Raw genomic sequence first — 20,563 nt, 5'->3', positions numbered from 1 at the left:
CCTTGCGGGGGAGATGTCCGGCAGGACAGAGGGGGGTGCACTTGACACCTGCCTGCGTGTAATCCATGCACTTCGGACCCCACCTCCTCCTTGCCGCCCTCGAAGGCCTCGTCACTTCCGCCGTGCTGGCGCTGACCGCGCTCGGTCTGTCGCTGGTGTTCGGCGTCATGCGCGTCGTCAACGTCGCGCATGGCGAGTTCTTCATGCTCGGCGCGGTGCTTGCCTGGGCAATCTCGACGGCGATTGCCGGCCATCCGGCGATAGGCTTTGTCGCCGCACTGGTGATCGGGCCTTTGCTGGTCGGGCTGGTTGCGTTTCTTGCCGAATGGCTGGTGCTGCGGCGGTTGGGCTACAATCCCGAAGGCACCATAGTCGCCACCATCGGCATGCTTTACATCATCCAGCAGCTGGCGCTGAGCTTCTACGGCCCCGAGGCGCGCCCTGTGGAGCCGCCCTTCAGCTACCGCATCCTTTTGCCCTGGTTCGGCTATTCCGGCTACAAGCTGTCGGTGGTCGCCGCCTCCGCGCTCCTGCTCGTGCTGACCTGGCTCGTGCTGACACGCACCAGGATCGGCCTGATCATGCGCGCCACCCAATATGACCGTGAGACGGCGCAGGCCTTCGGCATTCCCGTCGAGCGCGTTTATGCCGGCGTCTTCGCCATCGGCGCCATGCTGGCGGCGATCGCCGCGGTGCTGATCGTGCCGATCAGCCAGGCGCATTACCTGATGGGGCAGGACCCGTTGCTCTTGTCCTTCATCGTCGTCATCATCGGTGGCTTGGGCTCGCTGCGCGGCACCGTCGTCGCCGCCATCCTGATCGGCCTCTCCGACGGTATAATCTCGATGTTCTTCTCGCCGACTTTGGCCAAGATCATCGCAACGCTGGTGGTCGCCATGGTGCTGGTGTTCCGGCCGCAAGGCCTGTTCGGGACCACGCAGCGATGAGGGATGCTTCGCCGGCAAAAATCTATGCGCTGCATATCGGCGTCATCGCGCTTCTGTTCGCGCTGAACTTCGTCCTGCCGGACTACCACCAGGGCCTCTTCGCCCGCATCATGGCGCTTGCCGTCTTCGCCATGGGCTACAATCTGCTCTTCGGCTATGTCGGCATGCTCAGCCTCGGCCATGCCATGTTCTTCTCGGCCGGCCTCTATGGCGCCGGGCTCACCGTCTACCATCTCGGCTGGGGCGTGCCGGAAGCTTTCGTCGCCGGTGTCGCCTGCGGCGCAGTACTCGCCTTGGTCATTGGTCTGCTTGCGCTGCGCACCTCAGGCGTCGCCTTCATGATCGTCACCATGATGTTCGCGCAGGTGTTCTATCTGCTGGTCCTCTACTTCGCCGCCTGGACCGGCGGCGACCAGGGCTTGGTCATCCAGCAGGCATCGAGAGTCATAACGATCGGCGGCGCCTCGCTCGACCTGACCAATCCGACCGTGCGCTACATGAGCGCGCTCACGCTGTTCTCGGTCGTGCTGATCGCCACGCTTGCCATCGCTCGCTCGCGCTTCGGCCGCGTGCTGGTCGCGATCCGCGAGAATGAGGAACGCACCAAGATGCTGGGCTACGACACCGTCGCCAACAAGCTCGCCGCGGTCGTTATCTCCGGCGCTATCTGCGCGGCCTCCGGTGCGGCCTATGCGCTGTTGTTCGGCTATGTAGGATCGAGCTTCGCCTCGGTGCAGTACTCGATCCTGCCGCTGCTCTGGGTGCTGCTCGGCGGCGCGGCCACGACACTCGGACCGCTGATCGGCACGCTGTTCATGTATTATGTCACCGACATCGCCAGCAGCTTCACCTCGGCCTATCTGCTGATCGTCGGCATCGCGCTGATCCTGCTGGTGCTGTTTGCCCCAAAGGGCATTCTGGGCTCCATACGCCAGCGCTGGCTGGGGTGGCTGCCGTGATGCCGCTGCTCACCACCAAGGGCCTGTCGCGCCATTTCGGCGGGTTGCGCGCCGTCGACGGTGTCGACTTCGCGCTGATGCCGGGCGAGATCCGCGCCATCATCGGTCCCAACGGCGCCGGCAAGACCACTTTTGTCAGCCTGCTCAGCGGCCGCATCCGGCCGTCCTCCGGCATGATCGTCTTCGACGGCGCCGACATCACGACGATGCCGGCTTACCAAAGGGTTCGGCTCGGCGTCGCCTACACATTCCAGATCACCAGCGTCTTCGCCAACCTCACGGCGTTCGATAATGTCGCGCTGCCGGTGCAGCGCACGCTGACCGACGGCCGCTCGAAGGGCGCGGTCCGCACAGGGGTCATGGCGGCGCTGGAGCGCACCGGCCTCGCCGACCGCGTCGGCACGCTTGCCGGGCAGCTCTCCTACGGCCACCAGCGCCTGCTGGAAGTGGCGATGGGCCTGGCGCTGAAGCCGCGCCTGCTTATCCTCGACGAGCCGACGCAAGGCCTGGCCGACAGCGAGATCGACAATTTCATCGCCCTCGTCCGCGAGATCGCCAAGGACGCCACCGTGCTGCTCATTGAGCACAACATGCCGGTCGTCATGCAGCTTGCCGACCGCATCACCGTCTTCAATTCGGGAAAGATCCTCGCCGAAGGCACGCCGGAACAGATCCGCGCCAACACCCAGGTTCAGGATGCCTATCTCGGAGCAACCCATGGCTGAGGGGTCGAAGGCGCTCACCATTTCCGGCCTCGACTGCTTCTATGGCGCGGTCCAGGTGCTCTATGGCCTCGACCTCAGGCTCAATAAAGGCGAGGTGCTTTGCCTGTTCGGCCGCAACGGCGCAGGCAAGACGACGACGCTGAAGGCGATCATGGGGCTGGTGCCGGCCGCGGCCGGCTCGATCAGACTGGACGACAAGGAACTGACCGGGCTTGCCGCACATGACGTGCCGAAGGCGGGCGTCGCCTATGTGCCGCAAGGCAGGCGGCTGTTCGCCGACATGACGGTGGCGGAAAACATCGAAATCGGCCTGATGGCGCGAGGCAAGGGCAAGGCGACGCGCGAAAACGTGCTCGACCTTTTCCCGTTGCTGCGCGAGCGGCTGAAGCAACGCTCCGGCACGCTGTCCGGCGGCGAGCAGCAGATGCTGGCCATGGCGCGCGCTCTATGCCTCGAACCGCAGGTGCTGTTGCTCGACGAGCCGACCGAAGGGCTGATGCCGTCGATGATCGCAAAAATCCGCGAGACGGTGGCGAAGCTGCGCGATCGCAGCGTTTCGACAATCCTGGTAGAGCAGCGCGTCGACGCGGTGCTCTCGGTCGCCGACCGCGTCTCCTTCATCGAGAACGGCCGCAACCGCGAGACGGTCGATGTCGAGGCGTTGCGTGCCGATCCGTCGGCGGTTCGGCGGTATGTGGGTGTAGGTTGAGGCAGGCCCTGGACCTTCACTCTGAACTCTAATCGTCCAGGGCGCCGATCGCTTTCGCGCGCACAAATGCCAGGCCGGCAATTGCGAGATCGCCAACCGCCATGCCGCGGAACGCGAATGCTGTTCGCTCATTTGCGCTCAGACGACCCGACACCTCGCCGCCGACCAAACCTGTCAGGTCGCCGGCGACGAGTTCGGGCCTCACCATCGGCTTGCTCATATGCGCCTCTTGCGCCAAGTCGTCTATGACGATGCGATCGAAGACAGCCATGGTCTCAGGCAACCAAGGCAGGGCCAGATCGGTCATGGTCGCGAAGACCCCGGTCTTCAGCCATCGGGCATCCAAAAATGGAACGGGCTCGGGTATCAAAGTGACTGTCGTCACCACGATGTCGGCGGACTCGATCGCCGCTTTGGCGGTATCGCTCGCTACTGCGGTCAGACCACGCGTCTCGGCTATCCGACAGAGTGCGTCACGACTGCCTTTGCCCCGACCAAAGGCGCGAATCTCCTGCAACGGAAAAAGATCGGCCAGAACGTCGAGATGACCGCGCGCCTGAACGCCGCATCCAATGAACGCGACGCACACCGAGTCGGCCCGAGCCAGACGCCTGGCCGCCACGGCGCTTAGGCCGGCCGTGCGCTTCGCAGTCACCCAATTGCCGTCGACCACAGCAAGCGGCAGCCCCGTCTCGCCGTCGAGAAGGGTGACCAGCGAGTTCAGGGTTGCAAGCCCCCGCCCGGGGTTACGCGGGTTGACCACCAGTGATTTGGTCGCCAGCACCCGGGGCTCGGTCGCGACACCGAGAGTTGCCATGATGTAGCGGTCGTCGCCTGGCAGCACCACTGCCTTCGGCGCACACCATACCTCGCCCCGACTCTGGCCGATGATCTGTCTCTCGATCTCTTCGACCACATCGGAGGTCGAAATCGTTAGGCTATCCAGGAATTCAGCGGACAGATAGGGCAGGCTCTCGGTTTGAATGGTCATTGTTGCCCCAAGAACAGCGTGCTTTTCGAAGAGCAGCGCCTCCCTCGTCAATAGCAGAAATAGCTGACCGCGCATACGCAAGCACTATCGATCCCCAGCGGTTCTATGCCGGCGGATACCAGCATCGACCTTACAGCTACTCGACCACCCCGCGTGATCGCCTCCAAGCGCAGAACGAACCGATGATGGTTTCCCAACTCACCCGAAAAACAGAAACCCAGCAATCAAAAAAGTCGGGATCAGCACCAGCCCCGACCACGCCATGTAGCCGAAAAAGCCGGGCATCTTGAAGCCGCGATGCCTGGCGATGGCAAAGACCATGAAGTTGGGCGCGTTGCCGATATAGGTATTGGCGCCCATGAACACGGCGCCCGCCGAAATCGCGGCAAGCGTCGAGGCGGCCTCCGTCATCAGGTGTTTCGCATCGCCGCCGGCAAGCTCGAAGAACACCAGATAGGTCGGCGCGTTGTCGAGGAAGGACGACAGCGCTCCGGTCAGCCAGAAATAGGCGAGGTCGTTCGGCCGGCCGTCGGCGGTGGTGACCAGCGCCACCAGCGGCGCCAGCGCGCCATCATGGCCGGCCCTGAGGATTGCGATGACCGGCACGATGCAGATGAAGATGCCGGCAAACAATTTCGCCACTTCGGCGATCGGCCCCCAGTTGAAGCCGTTCGCTTCCCTGTGGCTCTTGTAAGACACGCGAAGCGATAGCCAGGCCAGCGCCAGGATGATGGCGTCGCGCGCGAGGTTCTGCAGCTCGAGGCCGACGCCGAGGACCGGGATGCTGACGCCCGGCTTCCAACTGGCGGAAAGCAGGATCGCGCCGATGACGCCGGCAAGCAGCGGCAGGTTGGCGAGACCACGGATGCGCACCTTCGTGTCCGGTGTTGGGTCCTTGATCTTCGGCATGCCGGCCTCGCGGCGGTGCAGGACGATGTCGAGGACGAGGAAGATGAGCAACACCAGGCCGCCGACGAAAAGCGTGTCGGGCAGGATGTGCACCGTCGTCCAGAAGAAATCGACGCCGCGCAGGAAGCCGACGAACAGCGGCGGGTCGCCGAGCGGCGTCAGCGAGCCGCCGATGTTGGAGACCAGGAAGATGAAGAAGATCACCACATGGGCGTTGAACGGCCGGTTGTCGTTGGCGCGCAGGATCGGCCGGATCAGGATCATCGAGGCGCCGGTCGTGCCGATGATCGAGGCCAGGATCGCGCCGACGAGGAGCAGGCCGGCATTGACCAGCGGCGTGCCGTGAATGTTGCCGGCAACCAGGATGCCGCCGGAGATGGTGAACAGCGCGAACAAAAGGATGATGAAGGAGAGATATTCGGTGAGCAGCGTGTGCAGCACCGCCTCGCTTGCCGCTGGGACGCCGAAGGCGATCGCCAGTGGAATCACAACCAGTGCTGCCCAGGCAGCGGCGATCTTGCCGTAGTGATGTTCCCAGACATGCGGGAAAAGCAGCGGCCCGGTCGCGATCGACAAAAGCAGACCGGCAAAAGGCAGCGCCCACCACAGCGACATTGCGGCGCCGGGCAGCTCGTGAGCCTCGGCTGCGAAAACCGGCTGTGGAAGAACGATGAGGAGCGCGGCAATCATTGTCGCCGCCAACATCTTCGCCAATGTCGCAAAGCCCCCTCGATGCCTCACGGCGTAGTCATTCCGACGAATGGTCTTCGAGCGTCACGCCGGCGTCTTGCATCCGCTTCAGCATCGTGTCGAGCGACCTGTTGAGATCGATGCCGCGGCAGGCGTCGAGCCGTACGGTCGCCTTGAAGCCCTGCTTCACCGCATCGAGCGCCGAATAGGCAACGCAGAAATCGGTGGCCAACCCAACCAGGGTGATCGTATCGATACCGCGTTCCTTGAGATAGCCGGCAAGGCCGGTAGGCGTCTTATGATCGTTCTCGAAGAAAGCCGAATAGCTATCGATCGCCGTGCGGAAACCCTTGCGGATCACCAGTTCCGCCTTGGTCCAGGCGAGCCCCGAATGGAAATCGGAACCGAGACTGCCCTGGATGCAGTGATCCGGCCAAAGCGTCTGCGGCCCGTAGGGCATCTCGATCGTCTCGAAGGGCTGCTTGCCGGGATGGCTGGAAGCGAAGCTCGAATGGCCCGCGGGGTGCCAGTCCTGCGTCAGCACGACATGCTCGGTCCGCCGGATCAGGTCGTTGACGAGCGGCACGATCTCGTCGCCGCCGGCCACCGCCAGCGCGCCGCCGGGGCAGAAGTCGTTCTGCAGGTCGATGACGATGAGCGCTTCCTCGGCCATGCGGCCTCCCTTCTGTGTCGGCTTGGGCTCCAGTTGACGCGACCGGACACGGAACCTTGACCAGATGGCCGGCGGCGTCAACCTCCACAGGCATAACAAAGCCGTGGCGGCCGGTTTGTGACAGGCCTGACCGACCACTTCGCTTTGACAATCGCGGCGAAGTTGATATCATTTGCATACGAATGAATTTGCCTGACCCTGGACGCCGGCAGATTCCCTCGGAAAGGCTCCTTTCTGGGAAGGCAAAGCGTGATCCGTTACGCGAAACCCACCACGGTCGACGAGGCGCTCGCTCTGCTTGGCGAGGACCGGTGGCGCATTCTTGCCGGCGGCACCGATTTCTATCCGGCGCAGGGCGCGAAACCTTTCCGCGACAACATCCTCGACATCAACGGTCTTGCCGCGCTGTGCGGCATCGCCGAGACGGACGAGCATTGGCGGATCGGCGCCCGCACCACCTGGACCGACATCGTGCGCCAGCCGCTGCCGGCTGCGTTCGACGCGCTGAAGGCGGCTGCGCGCGAGGTCGGCTCCGTCCAGATCCAGAACGTCGCTTCCGTCGCCGGCAATCTCTGCAACGCCTCGCCCGCCGCCGACGGCGTGCCGGCACTGCTGGTGCTCGATGCCGATGTCGAACTGCGGTCAGCAAAAATCATGCGCCACTTGCCGCTTAGCGAGTTCATCCTCGGTAATCGCAGCACGGCCTTGCTGCCCGGCGAGATGGTCACCGCCATTCGCGTCCCGAAGCATTCGGCTGTCGGCACGTCAGCTTTCGTCAAGCTTGGCGCGCGGCGCTATTTGGTCATCTCGATTGCCATGGCTGCGGCTCGCCTCGTCATCGAGAATGGTGCCGTCGCCGATGCCGCTATCGCCGTTGGCGCCTGTTCGGCGGTCGCCCGTCGTCTCGCCGGCGTCGAGGCGGCCCTTCGCGGCCAGCCCGTGACGGTCGCGCTCGCCGACGCGGTGCTTTCGGCGCCGATCGATGAGCTGTCGCCGATCGGCGATGTGCGCGGCAGCGCCGAATATCGAGACCATGCGGCGCGCGAGATCGTCGCCCGCGCCGTGCGCGGCGCCATCGGCCTGGGCGAAAGCAAGGTGGCGGCATGAGCATGGACCAGACCGGCATGGAACGCGCCGACATCGCCTTCGAGGTCAACGGCACCGCGGTCAGCGTCTCGGTGCCGCCGGTGCGGCGGCTGTCGCAGGTTTTGCGCGACGAGTTGCGGCTGACCGGCACCAAGGTCGGCTGCGACGCCGGTGATTGCGGCGCCTGCACGGTGCTGGTCGACGGCAATCCGGTCTGCGCCTGCCTTGTGCCGGCGGCGTCCGTGAGCGGCAGTTCCGTCACAACGGTCGAAGGCCTCGCCAATGGCAGGCTCTCCGCGCTGCAGGCCTCGTTCCTCGAACATGGCGCTGCGCAGTGCGGCATCTGCACGCCGGGCCTGCTGGTGGCTGCCACGGCGCTTTTGGAGCGCAACCCCACGCCGAGCGAGGCCGAGACGCAGGATGCGCTGGGCGGCGTGCTCTGCCGTTGCACCGGTTATCGCAAGATCGTCGCGGCGGTGATGCAAGCCTCGCGCCACATGAATGGTGTCGACCCTCGCCTGCCGAAGGCCGGCCACGCCGTCGGCGCCTCGCCGATCCGCCTCGATGGCGTGCCGAAGGTCACCGGCGACGAGAAGTTCGGCGGCGACAGCTTTCCCGCCGATGCGCTTGGCGTCCTGGTGGTCCGCTCGCCGCACCACCATGCCCGTTTCAGCTTCGGCGACCTGGAGTCTTGGGCAAAGGCGCACCCCGGTATCGTAGGTGTCTTCACGGCCGCCGACATTCCGGGCCACAACTGCTTCGGCGTCATCGGTCCCTTTGCCGATCAGCCGGCGCTGGCCGACGGTTTCGCGCGTTTCCGCGGCGAGGCGGTGGCGCTGGTCGCCGGCGAACGCGAGGCCATCCTCGATCTCGACCTGGCGGATTTTCCGGTCGCCTGGACGGAATTGCCGCATGTGCTGCGGCCCGGTGAGGCGAAAGCCGACGGCGCCTCGCTGATCCACAGCCACCGGCCTGCGAACCTGCTCACGTCAGGGTTTGTCGTGCGTGGCGACCCTGACGCGGCACTTGCCGCAGCCGTCGTCACCGCGTCCGGCGCCATCGAGACCTCTTTCGTCGAGCATGCCTATATCGAGCCGGAAGCCGGCTATGCTTGCATGGACGGCGACACGCTGGTCGTCGTCGCCTGCACGCAGGCGCCCTATATGGACCGCGACGACACGGCAAAGGTGCTTGGCCTGCCGGTCGACAAGGTGTGCATCGTGCCGACCGCGACTGGCGGCGGCTTCGGCTCCAAGCTCGACGTCTCACTGCAGCCTCTCATCGGCCTTGTGGCAATGAAGACGGGCCGACCGGCCGCGCTCGCCTACACGCGCAATGAATCGATGGTGTCGACCACCAAACGCCATCCTGCCGAGATGAAGGCGACCATCGGCGCCGATGCCGAAGGCCGCGTCACTGGCATGGTATTCTCCGGCGACTTCAACACCGGCGCCTACGCAAGTTGGGGGCCGACGGTCGCCAACCGCGTGCCGGTGCATGCCTCCGGCCCGTATGACACGCCGAACTACCGGGCAACAGGTTATGCTATCCACACCAACGGCCCGATCGCCGGCGCCTTCCGCGGCTTCGGCGTTCCGCAGGCGACCATCATGCAGGAGACGCTCTATGACGAGCTCGCCGGCAAGCTCGGCATGGACCGGCTCGAGCTCCGGCTGAAGAATTGTCTTCGGAACGGTTCCGAAACGGTCACCGGCCAGTGCCTGGAGTCGGGCGTCGGCATTGGCGAATGCCTGGAATCGCTCCGTCCGCATTGGGCGCGCGCGCTTGCAGAGGCCGAAGCGTTCAACGCCGTCAACATGGCAAGCAAACGCGGCGTCGGTATCGCCTCCTGCTGGTATGGCTGCGGCAACACCTCGCTGCCCAACCCCTCGACCATCAAGGTCGGCATCTCGGCCTCCGGTGATGTCGTCCTGCATCAGGGCGCGGTCGACATCGGCCAGGGATCGAACACGGTCATCACCCAGATCTGCGCCGACGCGCTCGGCCTGCCGCTGGAAAAATTCCGGCTGAAGGGCGCCGACACCGCCATCACGCCGGACGCCGGCAAGACCTCGGCCTCGCGCCAGACGTTTGTCACCGGCAAGGCCGCCGAGAAGGCAGGACGCGCGCTGCGCGAGAAAATCCTGCGCTTTGCCAATGTTTCGGACCGGGCGACGATCGCGCTAGACGGCGCGAGCATCTCCATCCGCGAAGGGGAGGCAACCCGGCGTATCGATCTCACGGCGCTGAAGGCTGGTGCAGACGGGTTGGTGTTCGTCGCGGAAGAAACCTACGACCCGCCGACGTTGCCGCTGGATGCCAAGGGCCAGGGCAAGCCCTACGCCGTCTACGGCTATGGCGCGCAGATTGCCGAGTTGGAGGTCGACCTCAAACTGGGCACCGTGAAGCTGATCAAGATCACCGCCGCGCATGATGTCGGCAAGGCGATCAACCCGGTGCTGGTCGAAGGCCAGATCGAGGGCGGCATTGCGCAAGGCATCGGCATGGCGCTGATGGAGGAATACATCCCCGGCCGCACCGAGAACCTGCACGATTATCTCATCCCGACGATCGGCGACGTGCCGCCGGTTGAGCATATTCTCATCGAGGTTCCGGATCCGGAAGGACCCTTCGGTGCCAAGGGCCTGGGCGAGCATGTGCTGATCCCGACCGCGCCGGCGATCCTCAACGCCATCCGCCATGCCACCGGCGTCCTGGTCACCAAGGTGCCGGCGACGCCGAGCCGCATCCTGGCGGCGATCCGCGAGAAGGAGGCGCGCCGATGAGCGAGCTTGCCGAACGTTTCGAAACCCACGATCCCGGCGAGAAGCAGGTGGCGGAGAAGATCCGCTGCGATGCCTGCCCGGTCATGTGCTACATCGCTGAAGGGCGCACCGGCGCCTGCGACCGCTACGGCAATGTCGGCGGCCGCATCGTGCGCATGGACCCGCTGACCATCCTCGACCATGCGGCCGAAACCGGCGGCGCGGTCGTGCCTTTCGTCGCCGAGGGCGAGGCGTGGGGCGGGGAGCTGGTCAATACCGGGCGGCGCTTTGTGACAGCCATCGGCGCCGGCACCACCTATCCGGACTATAAGCCGGCGCCCTTCATCGTCAGCCAGGAGGTTGAGGGCGTCGATCTCGTCACTGTCGTCACCGAGGGCATCTTCTCCTACTGCGGCGTCAAGGTGAAGATCGACACCGACCGCCACATCGGCGATGAGACGGCGACGGTGCGCTCCGAAGGCGAGGCGATCGGCCACGTCACGACGGGCGAATACGGCTCGCAGATGCTGTCGCTCGGCGGCGTCCATCATTTGACTGGCGGCTCGAAGGCGGAGGGGCGCGCCACCTGCGACGCGCTGCTCAATCTCTGCAACCGCAAACCGGTCGAGCTCGCCATCGACGGCGGCGCGACGATCATCGTCGAGGCCGGCAAGGCCCCGGTCATCGACGGCAAGGCCGAGCACCGCATGCGTGTCGGCTGCGGCTCGGCTACGATCGGCATGTTCGCCACGCAATGGCGCGGGCTGGTCGACGAGGTGGTGGTGGTCGACGACCACATCACCGGCGTCGTCTCCGAGCATCAGGCCGGCAAGGTGCTGGGCTGGCAGGATACCGGAATAAAGATCATCGGCCGCCGCTCGACGCCGGGTCGCTATTTCAAGGTGTCGGAACCCGGCCTTGGCTGGGGCGGCACCACGATCTCCGATCCGTTGTCGATCCTCGGCGACTGGAACCCCAAGAAGGGCGCGCGTCCTGGCCTGTCGCTGCTCATGGTTTCGACCACCGGCGAGCAGTTCGCTTATTACGAGCTCGACGACCAGCTGAAGCCGGTCGAAAAGCCGTTCCCGGAACGGCTGCAGAAATCCGTCGGCCTGATCGAGGACAATTGCGAGCCGGCGCTTTGCACCGTTCTGTTCATCGGCGGCGCCGGCGGCTCGCTACGCGCCGGCGTCACCGAGAACCCGGTCAATCTCACCCGCTCGGTGCAGGGCTTGAAGACTTACGTTACCGTCGGTGGCGCGCCGGTCTATGTCTGGCCGGGCGGCGGCATCACGCTGATGGTCGATGTCACCCGCGTGCCGGAAGGCGCCTTCGGCTATGTGCCGACGCCGGCACTGGTCGCGCCGATCGAATTCACCATGCGCCGCGACGATTACGTCCGGCTGGGCGGCTATGAGAGCGAGATCCGCAGCGTCGAGGACATTCTTGCTAAGGGCGGCGAGTACCTCAATCCGCGCCGTGGCGCCGGCGCGCCGGCCGGCAATCCCTGGCCGCCGCTGGCGCAATTGCGTCGCGCCAACGGAGCCAAGTGATGAACGGCCCGCAGGCGCATTGGCTCGCCGACGGCAGGCGGCTTCATCTCAATCATGGGCCGATAGACCTCATTGTCGAAGCTTTCGGCGAGCCGGATGAATGCCGCGCCGCCTACGCTCAGGCCGTCGCGCGCTTCCAGACCATCTTGACCGAGCTTGTTGAGGAACTCCCCGAATTGCGCCGCCCGGCGTCCTTGAAGCCGCGCGCTTTCGCCGGTCCGACTGCACGGCGAATGGAGGCTGCCGTCGCACCCTTGGCAAAAAGCTTCATCACGCCGATGGCCGCCGTCGCCGGTTCTGTAGCCGACGAAATTCTCTCTGCGCTGCTCGCGGGACGCCGGCTTGATCGCGCCTATGTGAACAATGGCGGCGACAGCGCCATACATCTCGGCAAGGGCCAGTCGATGACGCTGGCGATCGCTGGCACCGGGCACGGCATGGCGGACCGCATCACCATCCATGCCGAAGACGGCGTGTACGGCGTAGCCACCAGCGGCTGGCGCGGCCGGTCGTTTTCGCTTGGCATCGCCGACGCGGTCACGGTTCTCGCGCGGACTGGCGCCGAGGCGGATGCGGCGGCGACCCTCATCGCCAATGCAGTCGACCTGCCCGGCCATCCCGCTGTTGAGCGCGTTCCCGCGCGTGAGCTTGCGCCCGACAGCGACCTTGGCGAACGGCTTGTGACGCAGGGCGTCGGAAGGCTCTCCGAAGCCGAGATCGCGCTCGCGCTGGACAACGGCCTTGCCGTCGCCGAAGATTTTCGCCGGCGCGGCCTGATCGCCGCCTCGGCGCTATTCCTCGCCGGCGAGACCCGCATCAGTGGTTCCGTGGCGCTTGCCGCGCCCAACAAGCATAAAACGAAGGAAACTGCCCATGTCTGACTTTCCGATCCGCAAGGTCGCGGTACTGACCGAAGAGATTTTTCACGATGGCGGGCCGGCCGCGAAGGAACCGCGCCGCCGCGCGGCAGCTCTCGCCGTGGTCAGGAACCCGTTCGCCGGCCGCTATGTCGAGGACCTGCAAGGCGCGATGGAGGATTTGAAGCCGCTCGGGCTGTTGCTTTCCGATAAGCTGATCGCAGCACTTGGCGGCGACGTGAAGAAGATCGACGGCTATGGCAAGGGCGCCATCGTCGGCACGGCGGGTGAGCTGGAGCACGGCGCGCTGTGGCACGTTCCCGGCGGCTATGCTATGCGCGAGCGGCTTGGCGACGCCAAGGCGATCGTGCCGTCGGCAAAGAAGGTCGGCGCTTTCGGCGCTCGGCTCGACGTGCCGCTCGGCCACATCAACGCCGCCTATGTGCGCAGTCATTTCGACGCGATGGAGGTTGGCGTCAGCGACGGCCCGCGTCCCGACGAAATCCTGTTCTGCCTCGCCATGACGTGCGGCCCGCGCGTCCACAACCGCATGGGCGGTTTCGCCGCGAGCGACATCAAGGCATGGGACGGGTTGAGATGAGCGGCGAGGACAATCTGCTGCGGCTGGTCGAGGCCGAAGAGCCGGACGAAAACAACTATCACCTGCAGGACCAAGTCGGCTTCATCCTGCGCAAGGCGCACCAGCGCCATGTCGCGATCTTCGCTTCCCACATCGCCGATCTGACGCCGCCGCAATTCGCAGCTCTCGCCAAGCTCTACGACATCGGCGAGACCTCGCAGAACCAGCTTGGCACGCTGATTGCCATGGACGCCGCCACCGTGAAGGGTGTGATCGACCGGCTGAAGGCGCGCGGGCTGGTCGAGCTTTCCAAGCACGAGGTCGACAAGCGTCGGCTGCTGGTCAACCTGACGCCCGAAGGCCGCGAGGCGATCGAGCGGCTGATCCCGCTTGCCCGCACCATCACCGAGGAGACGCTCGCGCCGCTGACGGCCAAGGAAGCCGCGACCTTCCTGCGCCTGCTGGCGAAGCTGGCGTGAAACGTTGATTTCGACAGAGTCGCACCTTTGGGCGCTAGAGGGACAGCACCCCCCTCTGTCCTGCCGGCCATCTCCCCCGCAAGGCTACGACATTCACACATCTGAGAGGGGTTGCGGCGCGGCTTTGAAGCTGACTCCGTATGGCGGCGATTCGCGCATAGGAGAGGAACTGAGCTTGGGAGAGTTGGGGACGCACGGCGAGAAAAAGGGGGGCCTTCTTGTATGAACGCCTTGTCGCGCATGGCGGCAGGGGTGTCAGCGTCAGGCTGCTGGGGGCGACCGCGCCGGCGAGATGCGGATCACGCGGTTTTTGCACAATCCCAAGGTGAGGCTCGACGAGATGGTGTCGGCAGCGCGGGAGCGCACCTGCGCTCAGGTCGCCGGCCGGCACGTGCTTGCCATTCAGGACACGTCGGCTCTGCGGGTGGATGAGAAAGGCGTGGGCCTGTCCTTTCATCCGGTCATCGCGGTGGACGCCAATGCGGGGACGGTGCTTGGGCTGGTCGAGACCTTCGTTCTGAAGCGTCGGGGCGGCGAACGCGAGAAGCGCAGGCAAAAGACGTTTGAGGACAAGGACAGCCGGCGCTGGCTGTCCGGCGCACAGAGTGCCGGCGCCCTGGCCGAAGCCGGCGCGGCCTGCGTCACGGTCATCGAAGATCGCGAAGGCGACATCTACGAATGCTTCGCCTTCAAGCCGGCCAATGTGGAGAAGCTGGTGCGCGCCGCTCAAGACCGGCGCCTCGCCGACGCAACGTCTCTGTTCTCCAAGGCCGAGACATGGGGCGAAGCGGGCCGCATGACGGTGGCGTTGCCTGCTACGCCTGGCCGCAAGGCCCGCAGGGCCGAGTTGTCCGTCAGCTTCGGCAAGGTCGAGATCAAGCGGCCCAAACCGCGCACGGCCGCCGACGGCTTGCCTGCAACCGTAAGCGTGACATTGGTCATCGGCCGCGAGACCAATGCTCCCCAAGGCGAGGAGCCGGCGCTGTGGTTCTTGCTCACCACTCATCAGGTCAACGACATCGCCGACGCGCACCGCATCATCGGCTTTTACCGCTTGCGCTGGACCATCGAGCAGTTGTTCCGCACCATGAAGACAAAGGGCTTCGACGTTGAAGCCTTGCGCCAGGAGCAGGACGGCCCGCTCGAAAAGCTCGTCATCGCCATTCTGATCGCCGCACTCAAGGTGATGCAGCTCGTCGCCGAGCGCGACGGTGAAGCCAAACGCCCTCTCGGCGATGTCTTCGATCCCGACGACCAGCCCGCCCTGGAGCGCGTCTGCCAAACCCTCGAGGGCAAGACCGCAAAGCAGAAGAACCCGCATCCCAAAGGCTCGCTCGCCTACGCCGCCTGGATCTTCGCAAGGCTCGGTGGTTGGACCGGCTACTACGGAAAGCCAGGTCCCCATCGTCATGATCAGAGGCCTCACTCAGTTCCACGCCATCAAGCATGGTTGGAGCCTCCGAAATGTGTGAATCGCGTAGCCCGCAAGGGGGGAGATCGGATGGTCGTTCCGCCTTTGCCGATCTCCGGCGTTGAAGGGAGGGCGCCAAGGCTGAAGCCGCCAATCTCCCCCCTTGCGGGGGAGATGCCCGGCAGGGCAGAGGGGGGTGTGAAGGAACTCGACGTGGTGCTTGGATTGGATCGATATCGGGCCGCGCCTTCTTTCCGTCGCCCTTTCAATCAACCGCTGATAAGACAACTCCGAACATCTCCTGCGCCTGTTCGGGCGTGTAGTAGCCGAGCCGGACATCCTCGGCGACCAGCCCCGGGTCGCGCTCGCGCGGGTAGCCATAACCGCCGCCGCCGGGTGTTCCGACGCGCACGCGATCGCCGGCCTTGAGCGCTATGTCCTGTTCCTTGGAAAGATGCGGCGGCACGTGCGCTTCGCCGCCCCGGAACACCGTTACCGTGTTGGGAGCGCCGTCCCTGCCGCCGAGCGCGCCCTGCGGGCCGAAGCGGCCGTGGTCCATGACGAAGGAGGCGCGCGCCTCGCCGCGCAGGATCTCGACCTCGTAAGCGAGCCCGAAACCGCCGCGATGCTTGCCGGCGCCGCCCGAGCCTTCGCGCAGCGCATAGTGCCGGTAGAGCACCGGGAAGGCCTGCTCCATGATTTCGACCGGCGGCGACTTCGAAATGCCGATGGTCGAGCAGCCATTGCTTAGTCCGTCATGGCCGGCATTGCCGCCATAGCCGCCGCCCGAGATCTGGTACATGACATAGTCGCGGCCACGCGCAGGATCGTTGCCGCCGAGCGCGAAATTGCCGCTGGAGCCGGCGGGCGCTGCCGTCACCTTCTCGGGCAGCGCCTGCACCATGGCCGCAAACACCGCTTCGGCGATGCGCTGCGAGACCTCGGCCGCGCAGCCCGAGACCGGGCGCGGATATCTCGCGTCGAGGAAGGTGCCTTCCGGCCGCTTGACGATCAGCGGCTCGAAGGCGCCGGCGCTGATCGGCACCTCCGGAAAAATATGCCGCATGGCGAGATAGACCGAGGACAGCGTCGTCGCCAGCACGCTGTTCATCGGCCCGGCGCAGGGTTTTGATGAGCCGGCGAAATCGAAGGTGAGCGTGTCGCCCTTCTTCTCGACCGCGAGATTGATGGTCAGCGGCTCGTTCACCACCCCGTCGGAATCGACGAAGGCCTGCGAGCGGTAGACGCCGTCCGGTATCGCCGCGATCGAGGCGCGCATCTGGTCGGCGGCGCGGCGCCGCAGCTCGGCGATCGCTTCGACGACGGTTTCGTCTCCGTAACGATCGAGGATTTCATTGAGCCTGTCCTGGCCGATCAGCAAGGCTGCAGCCTGCGCGCGGATATCGCCAATGCGCTGGTCGGCAACGCGGATATTGGAGCAGATGATGGCGTAAATCTCCGGATCGAGCACGCCCTTCTTGAACAGCTTCACCGGCGGCAGCCGCAAGCCTTCCTGCTCGACAGCGGTCGCCGAGGCCGAGAAGCCGCCCGGCACCGAGCCGCCGATGTCCGGCCAGTGCCCGGTGTTGGAAAGCCAGCAGAAGATCTTGCCGTCCCGGTAGACCGGCATGACGAAGCGCACATCCATCAGATGCGTGCCGCCGAGATAGGGGTCGTTGACGATGTAGATGTCGCCGGATTCCGGCGCCAGGCAGCGGCCGTCGGCGATCATCTCGATCACCGTCTTGGTCGAGTATTGCATGACGCCGACGAACACCGGCAGACCCTGGCTGCCTTGCGCGATCAGCGAGCCGTCGACGGCCGAATAGATGCCGTCGGAGCGATCATTGGCTTCAGCGATGACCGGCGAGAAGGCCGCGCGGGAAAAGGTCAGGTCCATCTCGTCGCAAACCTGCTGCAGAGCCGCCTGCAGCACCGAAAGCGTGATCGTGTCGAGCTTTGCCTCTTCGAACGCTGGCATCGTCAGGCCTCGCCGATGTCGATGATGATGTTGCCGTCGGCGTCCGAGCGCGCGCGGTCGCCGGGTTCGAGCACGGTGGTGGCGTCCATCTGTTCCAGGATCGCAGGCCCCTCGATGATCGCCTCGAGCGGCAGCTTTTCACGGGCATAGACCGGCGTGTCGTGCCAAGTGCCATGATACCAGACCGGCCGGATTTCGCGCCGTGCCTCTTCGAGGCTTGCCTCTCGGCCGGCCGGATCGATCAGCCGCGACAGGTCGATCTGCGGCCGCACGCCGGTCACCGACGTGTTGAGGTTGACTAGGTTGGCGCGGATCTCCGGCAGCTCGACCTTGAAGCGCGCGAAATAGGCTTTCTCGAACAATTGCTGCAGCGTCGCCCGCGTCACCGAGGAGGACGGCAGCGGCACGTTGATGATGTGCGTCTGGCCGACGAACTGCATGTCGGCGGAATGAGTGACGCGGATCGCATCCGGCCTCACCGCCTCCTTGGCGATCAGCGCCTCGCCTTCGTTACGGTGCCGTTCCAATAACTCGCGAAGCTTTGCTTCGTCGAGGCCAGCCACCGGCTGGTTGACCGTGTTAACGAAGTCGTGCCTCAGATCCGCGACGACGCAGCCGAGCGCGTTGGTGATGCCGGGCCGCGCCGGCACCAGCACTCTCGGCAAGCCGAGCTCGCGGGCAAGCGCCGTCGCATGCAGCGGCCCGGCGCCGCCAAACGCGAACAGCGCGAAATCGCGCGGATCGTGGCCGCGCGACACCGAGACCATGCGGATGGCGCCCGCCATCTTCATGTTGCCGAGCCTCAAGACCGCCCCGGCCGCCTCGACGCCGGAAAGGCCGGTCCGCTTGCCGATCCTGTCCTCGAAGATGGAAGTCACGCGCTCGGCGGTGACCGGATTGTCGACGGCAAGCAGCTTCTTCGGCGCCAGCCGTCCGAGAACAAGATTGGCGTCGGTGATGGTCGGCTCGGTGCCGCCGCGCCCGTAGCAGATCGGGCCGGGATTGGCGCCGGCGCTCTCCGGGCCGATCTGGATCAGCCCGGCAGCGTCGACGCGCGCGATCGAGCCGCCGCCGGCGCCGACGGTGTGCACCGCCACCATCGGCACATGGATCGGCATCGCATATTCGATCTCGATCTCGTTCGACACGGCCGGTTCCGCATTGCGGATCAGCGACACGTCGGTCGAGGTGCCGCCCATGTCGTAGGTGACGAGGTTGCCGAACCCGGCGCGCTTTCCCGTATAGGCGGCGGCAATCACGCCCGAGGCCGGGCCGGACATCACCGTCTTTGCCGATTCCTGCGTGACGAAGCGGGCCGAGATCATGCCGCCATTGCCGTTCATGATCAGGAAGTCTCGGGCATAGCCCTTGGCGCCGAGCTCCTTGCGCAGCCGTTCGACATAGCGCTCGAGGATCGGCTGCACCGAGGCGTTGACCGCCGCGGTCACGCCGCGCTCGAACTCGCGCGCTTCCGAAAGCAGCGCATGGCCGGTCGTGATGTGGCCGTTCGGCCAGAGTTCCGCCGCGATCTGCGCCGCGCGGCGCTCATGCGCCGGGTTGGCGTAGGAATGCAGGAAATGGATGACGAGCGACTCGCAGCCGGCGTCGAGCAGCCGCTTCACCGCGTCGCGCATCTCGGCCTCGTCGAGCGGGATGCGCACGGCGCCGGATGCCTCGACCCGCTCCGACACTTCGAGCCGAAGATCGCGCGGAATGACCGGCACGAAAGTTCCGGTCATGCCATAGGCCTGCGGCCGCGTGCGCCTGCCGAGCTCGATCACGTCGCGGAAGCCGCGCGTCGTGATCATGCCGGTCCGTGCCAACCGGCGCTCCAGCACCGCATTGGTGGTCGTTGTCGTGCCATGCACGATGAGGTCGATGCCGTCGACCGGAAAGCCGGTCGCTGCGAGTGCTGCGACCACGCCGAATGCCTGGTTCTCGACGGTAGTCGGGGTCTTGGCGATATGCACCTTGCCGCCGGCCTTGCCGTCGACCAAAAGCAGGTCGGTGAAAGTACCCCCGACATCGATGCCGGCCACTACACTTCCCGCCGACGCCGAAAAATTCTCATTCATTGCCGAAACCCGAAATGCCAGGACTACGGATATGCCTCGGTTTGGAAAGGCGTTTTACGTCGCCATCTTGACCTGAAGATCATTTGTATACTAATAAGTTTCCGACACAAGAGCTTACCGCTTGGCAGTGTGTGAGGAGCACGTCGGAACCTGACCGTTCGGACGCGCAGGAGAAAGTTTGGCGCCAGCGCCTCGCGTCCGCGCCGGAAAGTTGGGTTTGATGAACACGACATCCGCGGTCAACATCGCCGGCGCCAAGCCGCTGCAGTTTCCGATCCCGGCCAATGTCTATGCCGAGACGGTGGTGTCGGTGAAGCACTACACCGACCGGCTGTTCTCGTTCCGCATCACCCGCCCGCAGTCGCTGCGCTTCCGCTCCGGCGAGTTCGTCATGATCGGCCTGCCCAATGCCGAGAAGCCGATCTTCCGCGCCTATTCCGTCGCCAGCCCCGCCTGGGACGACGAGCTCGAATTCTTCTCGATCAAGGTTCCGGACGGTCCGCTGACCTCCGAGCTGCAGAAGATCGAGGTCGGCGACACGGTCATCATGCGCCAGAAGTCGACCGGCACGCTGGTGCTCGACGCGCTGACCCCGGCCAAGCGCGTGGTCATGATCTCGACCGGCACCGGCATCGCGCCTTTCGCCAGTCTGCTGCGCGATCCCGACACCTATGAGAAGTTCGACCAGGTCATCCTCACCCACACCTGCCGCGACAATGCCGAGCTCACCTTTGGCCAGGAGCTGGTGGCTGCGCTCGAGACCGATCCGCTGATCGGCGAGCTGACCGGCGGCCGCGTCACGCTCTACAATTCGACGACCCGCGAGGAGTCGGCGCGCATGGGCCGCATCACCGCGCTGATCGGCTCGGGCAAGTTCTACTCCGACCTCGGCATCGACAAGCTCAATCCCGAGACCGACCGCATCATGATTTGCGGCTCGATGCACATGCTGAAGGACGTCAAGGAGCTCGCCGAAAGCCTCGGCTTCCAGGAAGGCTCGCTCAGCCATCCCGCAAGCTTCGTCGTCGAGCGCGCCTTCGTCGGCTGAGATCAGCCGACGTCGCTTCGTTTGCCTTTTGACCATACGGTCAAAAATCTGCTGCTTTCGCGGCCTTTTTCCGCTATGAACCTTTGAAAGACTCGTGAAGCGCTGCTTCACGGGCTATCTTCGTG

Annotated in this window: 16 protein-coding genes and 1 pseudogene; 12 read left to right on the top strand and 5 right to left on the bottom strand. The window is 65.2% G+C overall.

All coding sequences use genetic code 11. The annotated features are described in order from the left end of the window. Nucleotides 1-65 precede the first annotated feature (65 nt). From EH240_RS08225 to EH240_RS08210, 4 genes are read left to right on the top strand one after another with little or no spacing between them, the layout of a single operon-like run. Nucleotides 66-947: a branched-chain amino acid ABC transporter permease gene (locus EH240_RS08225; RefSeq protein WP_124997026.1), complete on the top strand. Its 882-nt coding sequence runs from the start codon at nucleotides 66-68 to the stop codon at nucleotides 945-947. Next, complete coding sequence (locus EH240_RS08220) at nucleotides 944-1,906, top strand: branched-chain amino acid ABC transporter permease (RefSeq protein WP_124997024.1); 963 nt, start codon at nucleotides 944-946, stop codon at nucleotides 1,904-1,906. The genes EH240_RS08225 and EH240_RS08220 overlap by 4 nt, the downstream gene beginning before the upstream one ends. Next, nucleotides 1,903-2,631: an ABC transporter ATP-binding protein gene (locus tag EH240_RS08215; RefSeq protein ID WP_124997022.1), complete on the top strand. Its 729-nt coding sequence runs from the start codon at nucleotides 1,903-1,905 to the stop codon at nucleotides 2,629-2,631. The genes EH240_RS08220 and EH240_RS08215 overlap by 4 nt, the downstream gene beginning before the upstream one ends. Continuing rightward, nucleotides 2,624-3,340, top strand: coding sequence for an ABC transporter ATP-binding protein (locus EH240_RS08210; protein WP_167483962.1), 717 nt, complete (start codon nucleotides 2,624-2,626; stop codon nucleotides 3,338-3,340). The genes EH240_RS08215 and EH240_RS08210 overlap by 8 nt, the downstream gene beginning before the upstream one ends. Nucleotides 3,341-3,368: 28 nt before the next feature. Here the strand turns inward: EH240_RS08210 and EH240_RS08205 are convergent, their stop codons facing one another. The 3 genes from EH240_RS08205 to pncA all read right to left on the bottom strand — a co-directional run bounded on the left by EH240_RS08205 (nucleotide 3,369) and on the right by pncA (nucleotide 6,603). Continuing rightward, nucleotides 3,369-4,331: an ornithine cyclodeaminase family protein gene (locus EH240_RS08205; RefSeq protein ID WP_124997020.1), complete on the bottom strand. Its 963-nt coding sequence runs from the start codon at nucleotides 4,329-4,331 to the stop codon at nucleotides 3,369-3,371. Nucleotides 4,332-4,529: 198 nt separating this feature from the next. Then, nucleotides 4,530-5,930, bottom strand: coding sequence for a sodium:proton antiporter (locus EH240_RS08200; protein WP_245435861.1), 1,401 nt, complete (start codon nucleotides 5,928-5,930; stop codon nucleotides 4,530-4,532). Between the two features lie 58 nt (nucleotides 5,931-5,988). Further along, nucleotides 5,989-6,603, bottom strand: a complete 615-nt coding sequence (pncA, locus tag EH240_RS08195; protein WP_124997018.1) for a bifunctional nicotinamidase/pyrazinamidase — start codon at nucleotides 6,601-6,603, stop codon at nucleotides 5,989-5,991. 249 nt (nucleotides 6,604-6,852) lie between these two features. Between pncA and EH240_RS08190 the strand changes: the two genes are divergently transcribed. The 7 genes and pseudogenes from EH240_RS08190 to EH240_RS08160 all read left to right on the top strand — a co-directional run. Continuing rightward, entirely contained in the window at nucleotides 6,853-7,710 is an 858-nt protein-coding gene (locus EH240_RS08190; protein WP_124997016.1) for an FAD binding domain-containing protein, read from the top strand. Next, the gene (locus tag EH240_RS08185; protein ID WP_124997014.1) at nucleotides 7,707-10,475 is read left to right on the top strand and encodes a molybdopterin-dependent oxidoreductase; all 2,769 of its coding nucleotides are present in this window, start codon (nucleotides 7,707-7,709) and stop codon (nucleotides 10,473-10,475) included. The genes EH240_RS08190 and EH240_RS08185 overlap by 4 nt, the downstream gene beginning before the upstream one ends. Then, on the top strand, nucleotides 10,472-12,007 hold the full coding sequence (locus tag EH240_RS08180; RefSeq protein WP_124997013.1) for a 6-hydroxynicotinate reductase: 1,536 nt from the start codon (nucleotides 10,472-10,474) through the stop codon (nucleotides 12,005-12,007). Before EH240_RS08185 ends, EH240_RS08180 begins: the two co-directional genes overlap by 4 nt. After that, complete coding sequence (locus EH240_RS08175) at nucleotides 12,007-12,888, top strand: UPF0280 family protein (RefSeq protein WP_124997012.1); 882 nt, start codon at nucleotides 12,007-12,009, stop codon at nucleotides 12,886-12,888. Before EH240_RS08180 ends, EH240_RS08175 begins: the two co-directional genes overlap by 1 nt. Beyond that, nucleotides 12,881-13,465 carry an amino acid synthesis family protein gene (locus tag EH240_RS08170; RefSeq protein ID WP_124997011.1) on the top strand — a complete coding sequence of 195 codons (585 nt, stop codon included), beginning with the start codon at nucleotides 12,881-12,883 and terminating at the stop codon, nucleotides 13,463-13,465. The genes EH240_RS08175 and EH240_RS08170 overlap by 8 nt, the downstream gene beginning before the upstream one ends. Next, nucleotides 13,462-13,923, top strand: coding sequence for a MarR family winged helix-turn-helix transcriptional regulator (locus tag EH240_RS08165; protein WP_124997009.1), 462 nt, complete (start codon nucleotides 13,462-13,464; stop codon nucleotides 13,921-13,923). Before EH240_RS08170 ends, EH240_RS08165 begins: the two co-directional genes overlap by 4 nt. Nucleotides 13,924-14,215: 292 nt before the next feature. Continuing rightward, a pseudogene (locus tag EH240_RS08160) lies at nucleotides 14,216-15,253 on the top strand (IS4 family transposase); the annotation flags it as partial. Between the two features lie 346 nt (nucleotides 15,254-15,599). Here EH240_RS08160 and EH240_RS08155 read toward each other — a convergent pair. Next, nucleotides 15,600-17,315, bottom strand: coding sequence for a hydantoinase B/oxoprolinase family protein (locus EH240_RS08155; RefSeq protein WP_124997007.1), 1,716 nt, complete (start codon nucleotides 17,313-17,315; stop codon nucleotides 15,600-15,602). A gap of 2 nt (nucleotides 17,316-17,317) precedes the next feature. After that, the gene (locus EH240_RS08150; protein ID WP_124997005.1) at nucleotides 17,318-19,390 is read right to left on the bottom strand and encodes a hydantoinase/oxoprolinase family protein; all 2,073 of its coding nucleotides are present in this window, start codon (nucleotides 19,388-19,390) and stop codon (nucleotides 17,318-17,320) included. A gap of 220 nt (nucleotides 19,391-19,610) precedes the next feature. On the opposite strand from EH240_RS08150, the gene EH240_RS08145 reads away from it, so the two are divergent. Continuing rightward, a complete protein-coding gene (locus EH240_RS08145; protein ID WP_124997003.1) occupies nucleotides 19,611-20,438 on the top strand; it encodes a ferredoxin--NADP reductase in 828 nt (275 codons plus the stop codon). Nucleotides 20,439-20,563 lie beyond the last annotated feature (125 nt).

The sequence above is a fragment of the Mesorhizobium tamadayense genome (assembly GCF_003863365.1).
Lineage (GTDB): Bacteria > Pseudomonadota > Alphaproteobacteria > Rhizobiales > Rhizobiaceae > Mesorhizobium > Mesorhizobium tamadayense.
Note: the sequence above shows the minus strand (reverse complement) of the source record. Positions and strands in the feature narration are given on the sequence as shown.

Coding starts and splice junctions, on each gene's coding strand:
- EH240_RS08225 (WP_124997026.1), top strand. CDS start 66: ATGCACTTCGGACCCCACCTCCTCCTTGCCGCCCTCGAAGGCCTCGTC.
- EH240_RS08220 (WP_124997024.1), top strand. CDS start 944: ATGAGGGATGCTTCGCCGGCAAAAATCTATGCGCTGCATATCGGCGTC.
- EH240_RS08210 (WP_167483962.1), top strand. CDS start 2,624: ATGGCTGAGGGGTCGAAGGCGCTCACCATTTCCGGCCTCGACTGCTTC.
- EH240_RS08205 (WP_124997020.1), bottom strand. CDS start 4,331: ATGACCATTCAAACCGAGAGCCTGCCCTATCTGTCCGCTGAATTCCTG.
- EH240_RS08200 (WP_245435861.1), bottom strand. CDS start 5,930: ATGATTGCCGCGCTCCTCATCGTTCTTCCACAGCCGGTTTTCGCAGCC.
- pncA (WP_124997018.1), bottom strand. CDS start 6,603: ATGGCCGAGGAAGCGCTCATCGTCATCGACCTGCAGAACGACTTCTGC.
- EH240_RS08185 (WP_124997014.1), top strand. CDS start 7,707: ATGAGCATGGACCAGACCGGCATGGAACGCGCCGACATCGCCTTCGAG.
- EH240_RS08180 (WP_124997013.1), top strand. CDS start 10,472: ATGAGCGAGCTTGCCGAACGTTTCGAAACCCACGATCCCGGCGAGAAG.
- EH240_RS08175 (WP_124997012.1), top strand. CDS start 12,007: ATGAACGGCCCGCAGGCGCATTGGCTCGCCGACGGCAGGCGGCTTCAT.
- EH240_RS08170 (WP_124997011.1), top strand. CDS start 12,881: ATGTCTGACTTTCCGATCCGCAAGGTCGCGGTACTGACCGAAGAGATT.
- EH240_RS08165 (WP_124997009.1), top strand. CDS start 13,462: ATGAGCGGCGAGGACAATCTGCTGCGGCTGGTCGAGGCCGAAGAGCCG.
- EH240_RS08155 (WP_124997007.1), bottom strand. CDS start 17,315: ATGCCAGCGTTCGAAGAGGCAAAGCTCGACACGATCACGCTTTCGGTG.
- EH240_RS08150 (WP_124997005.1), bottom strand. CDS start 19,390: ATGAATGAGAATTTTTCGGCGTCGGCGGGAAGTGTAGTGGCCGGCATC.
- EH240_RS08145 (WP_124997003.1), top strand. CDS start 19,611: ATGAACACGACATCCGCGGTCAACATCGCCGGCGCCAAGCCGCTGCAG.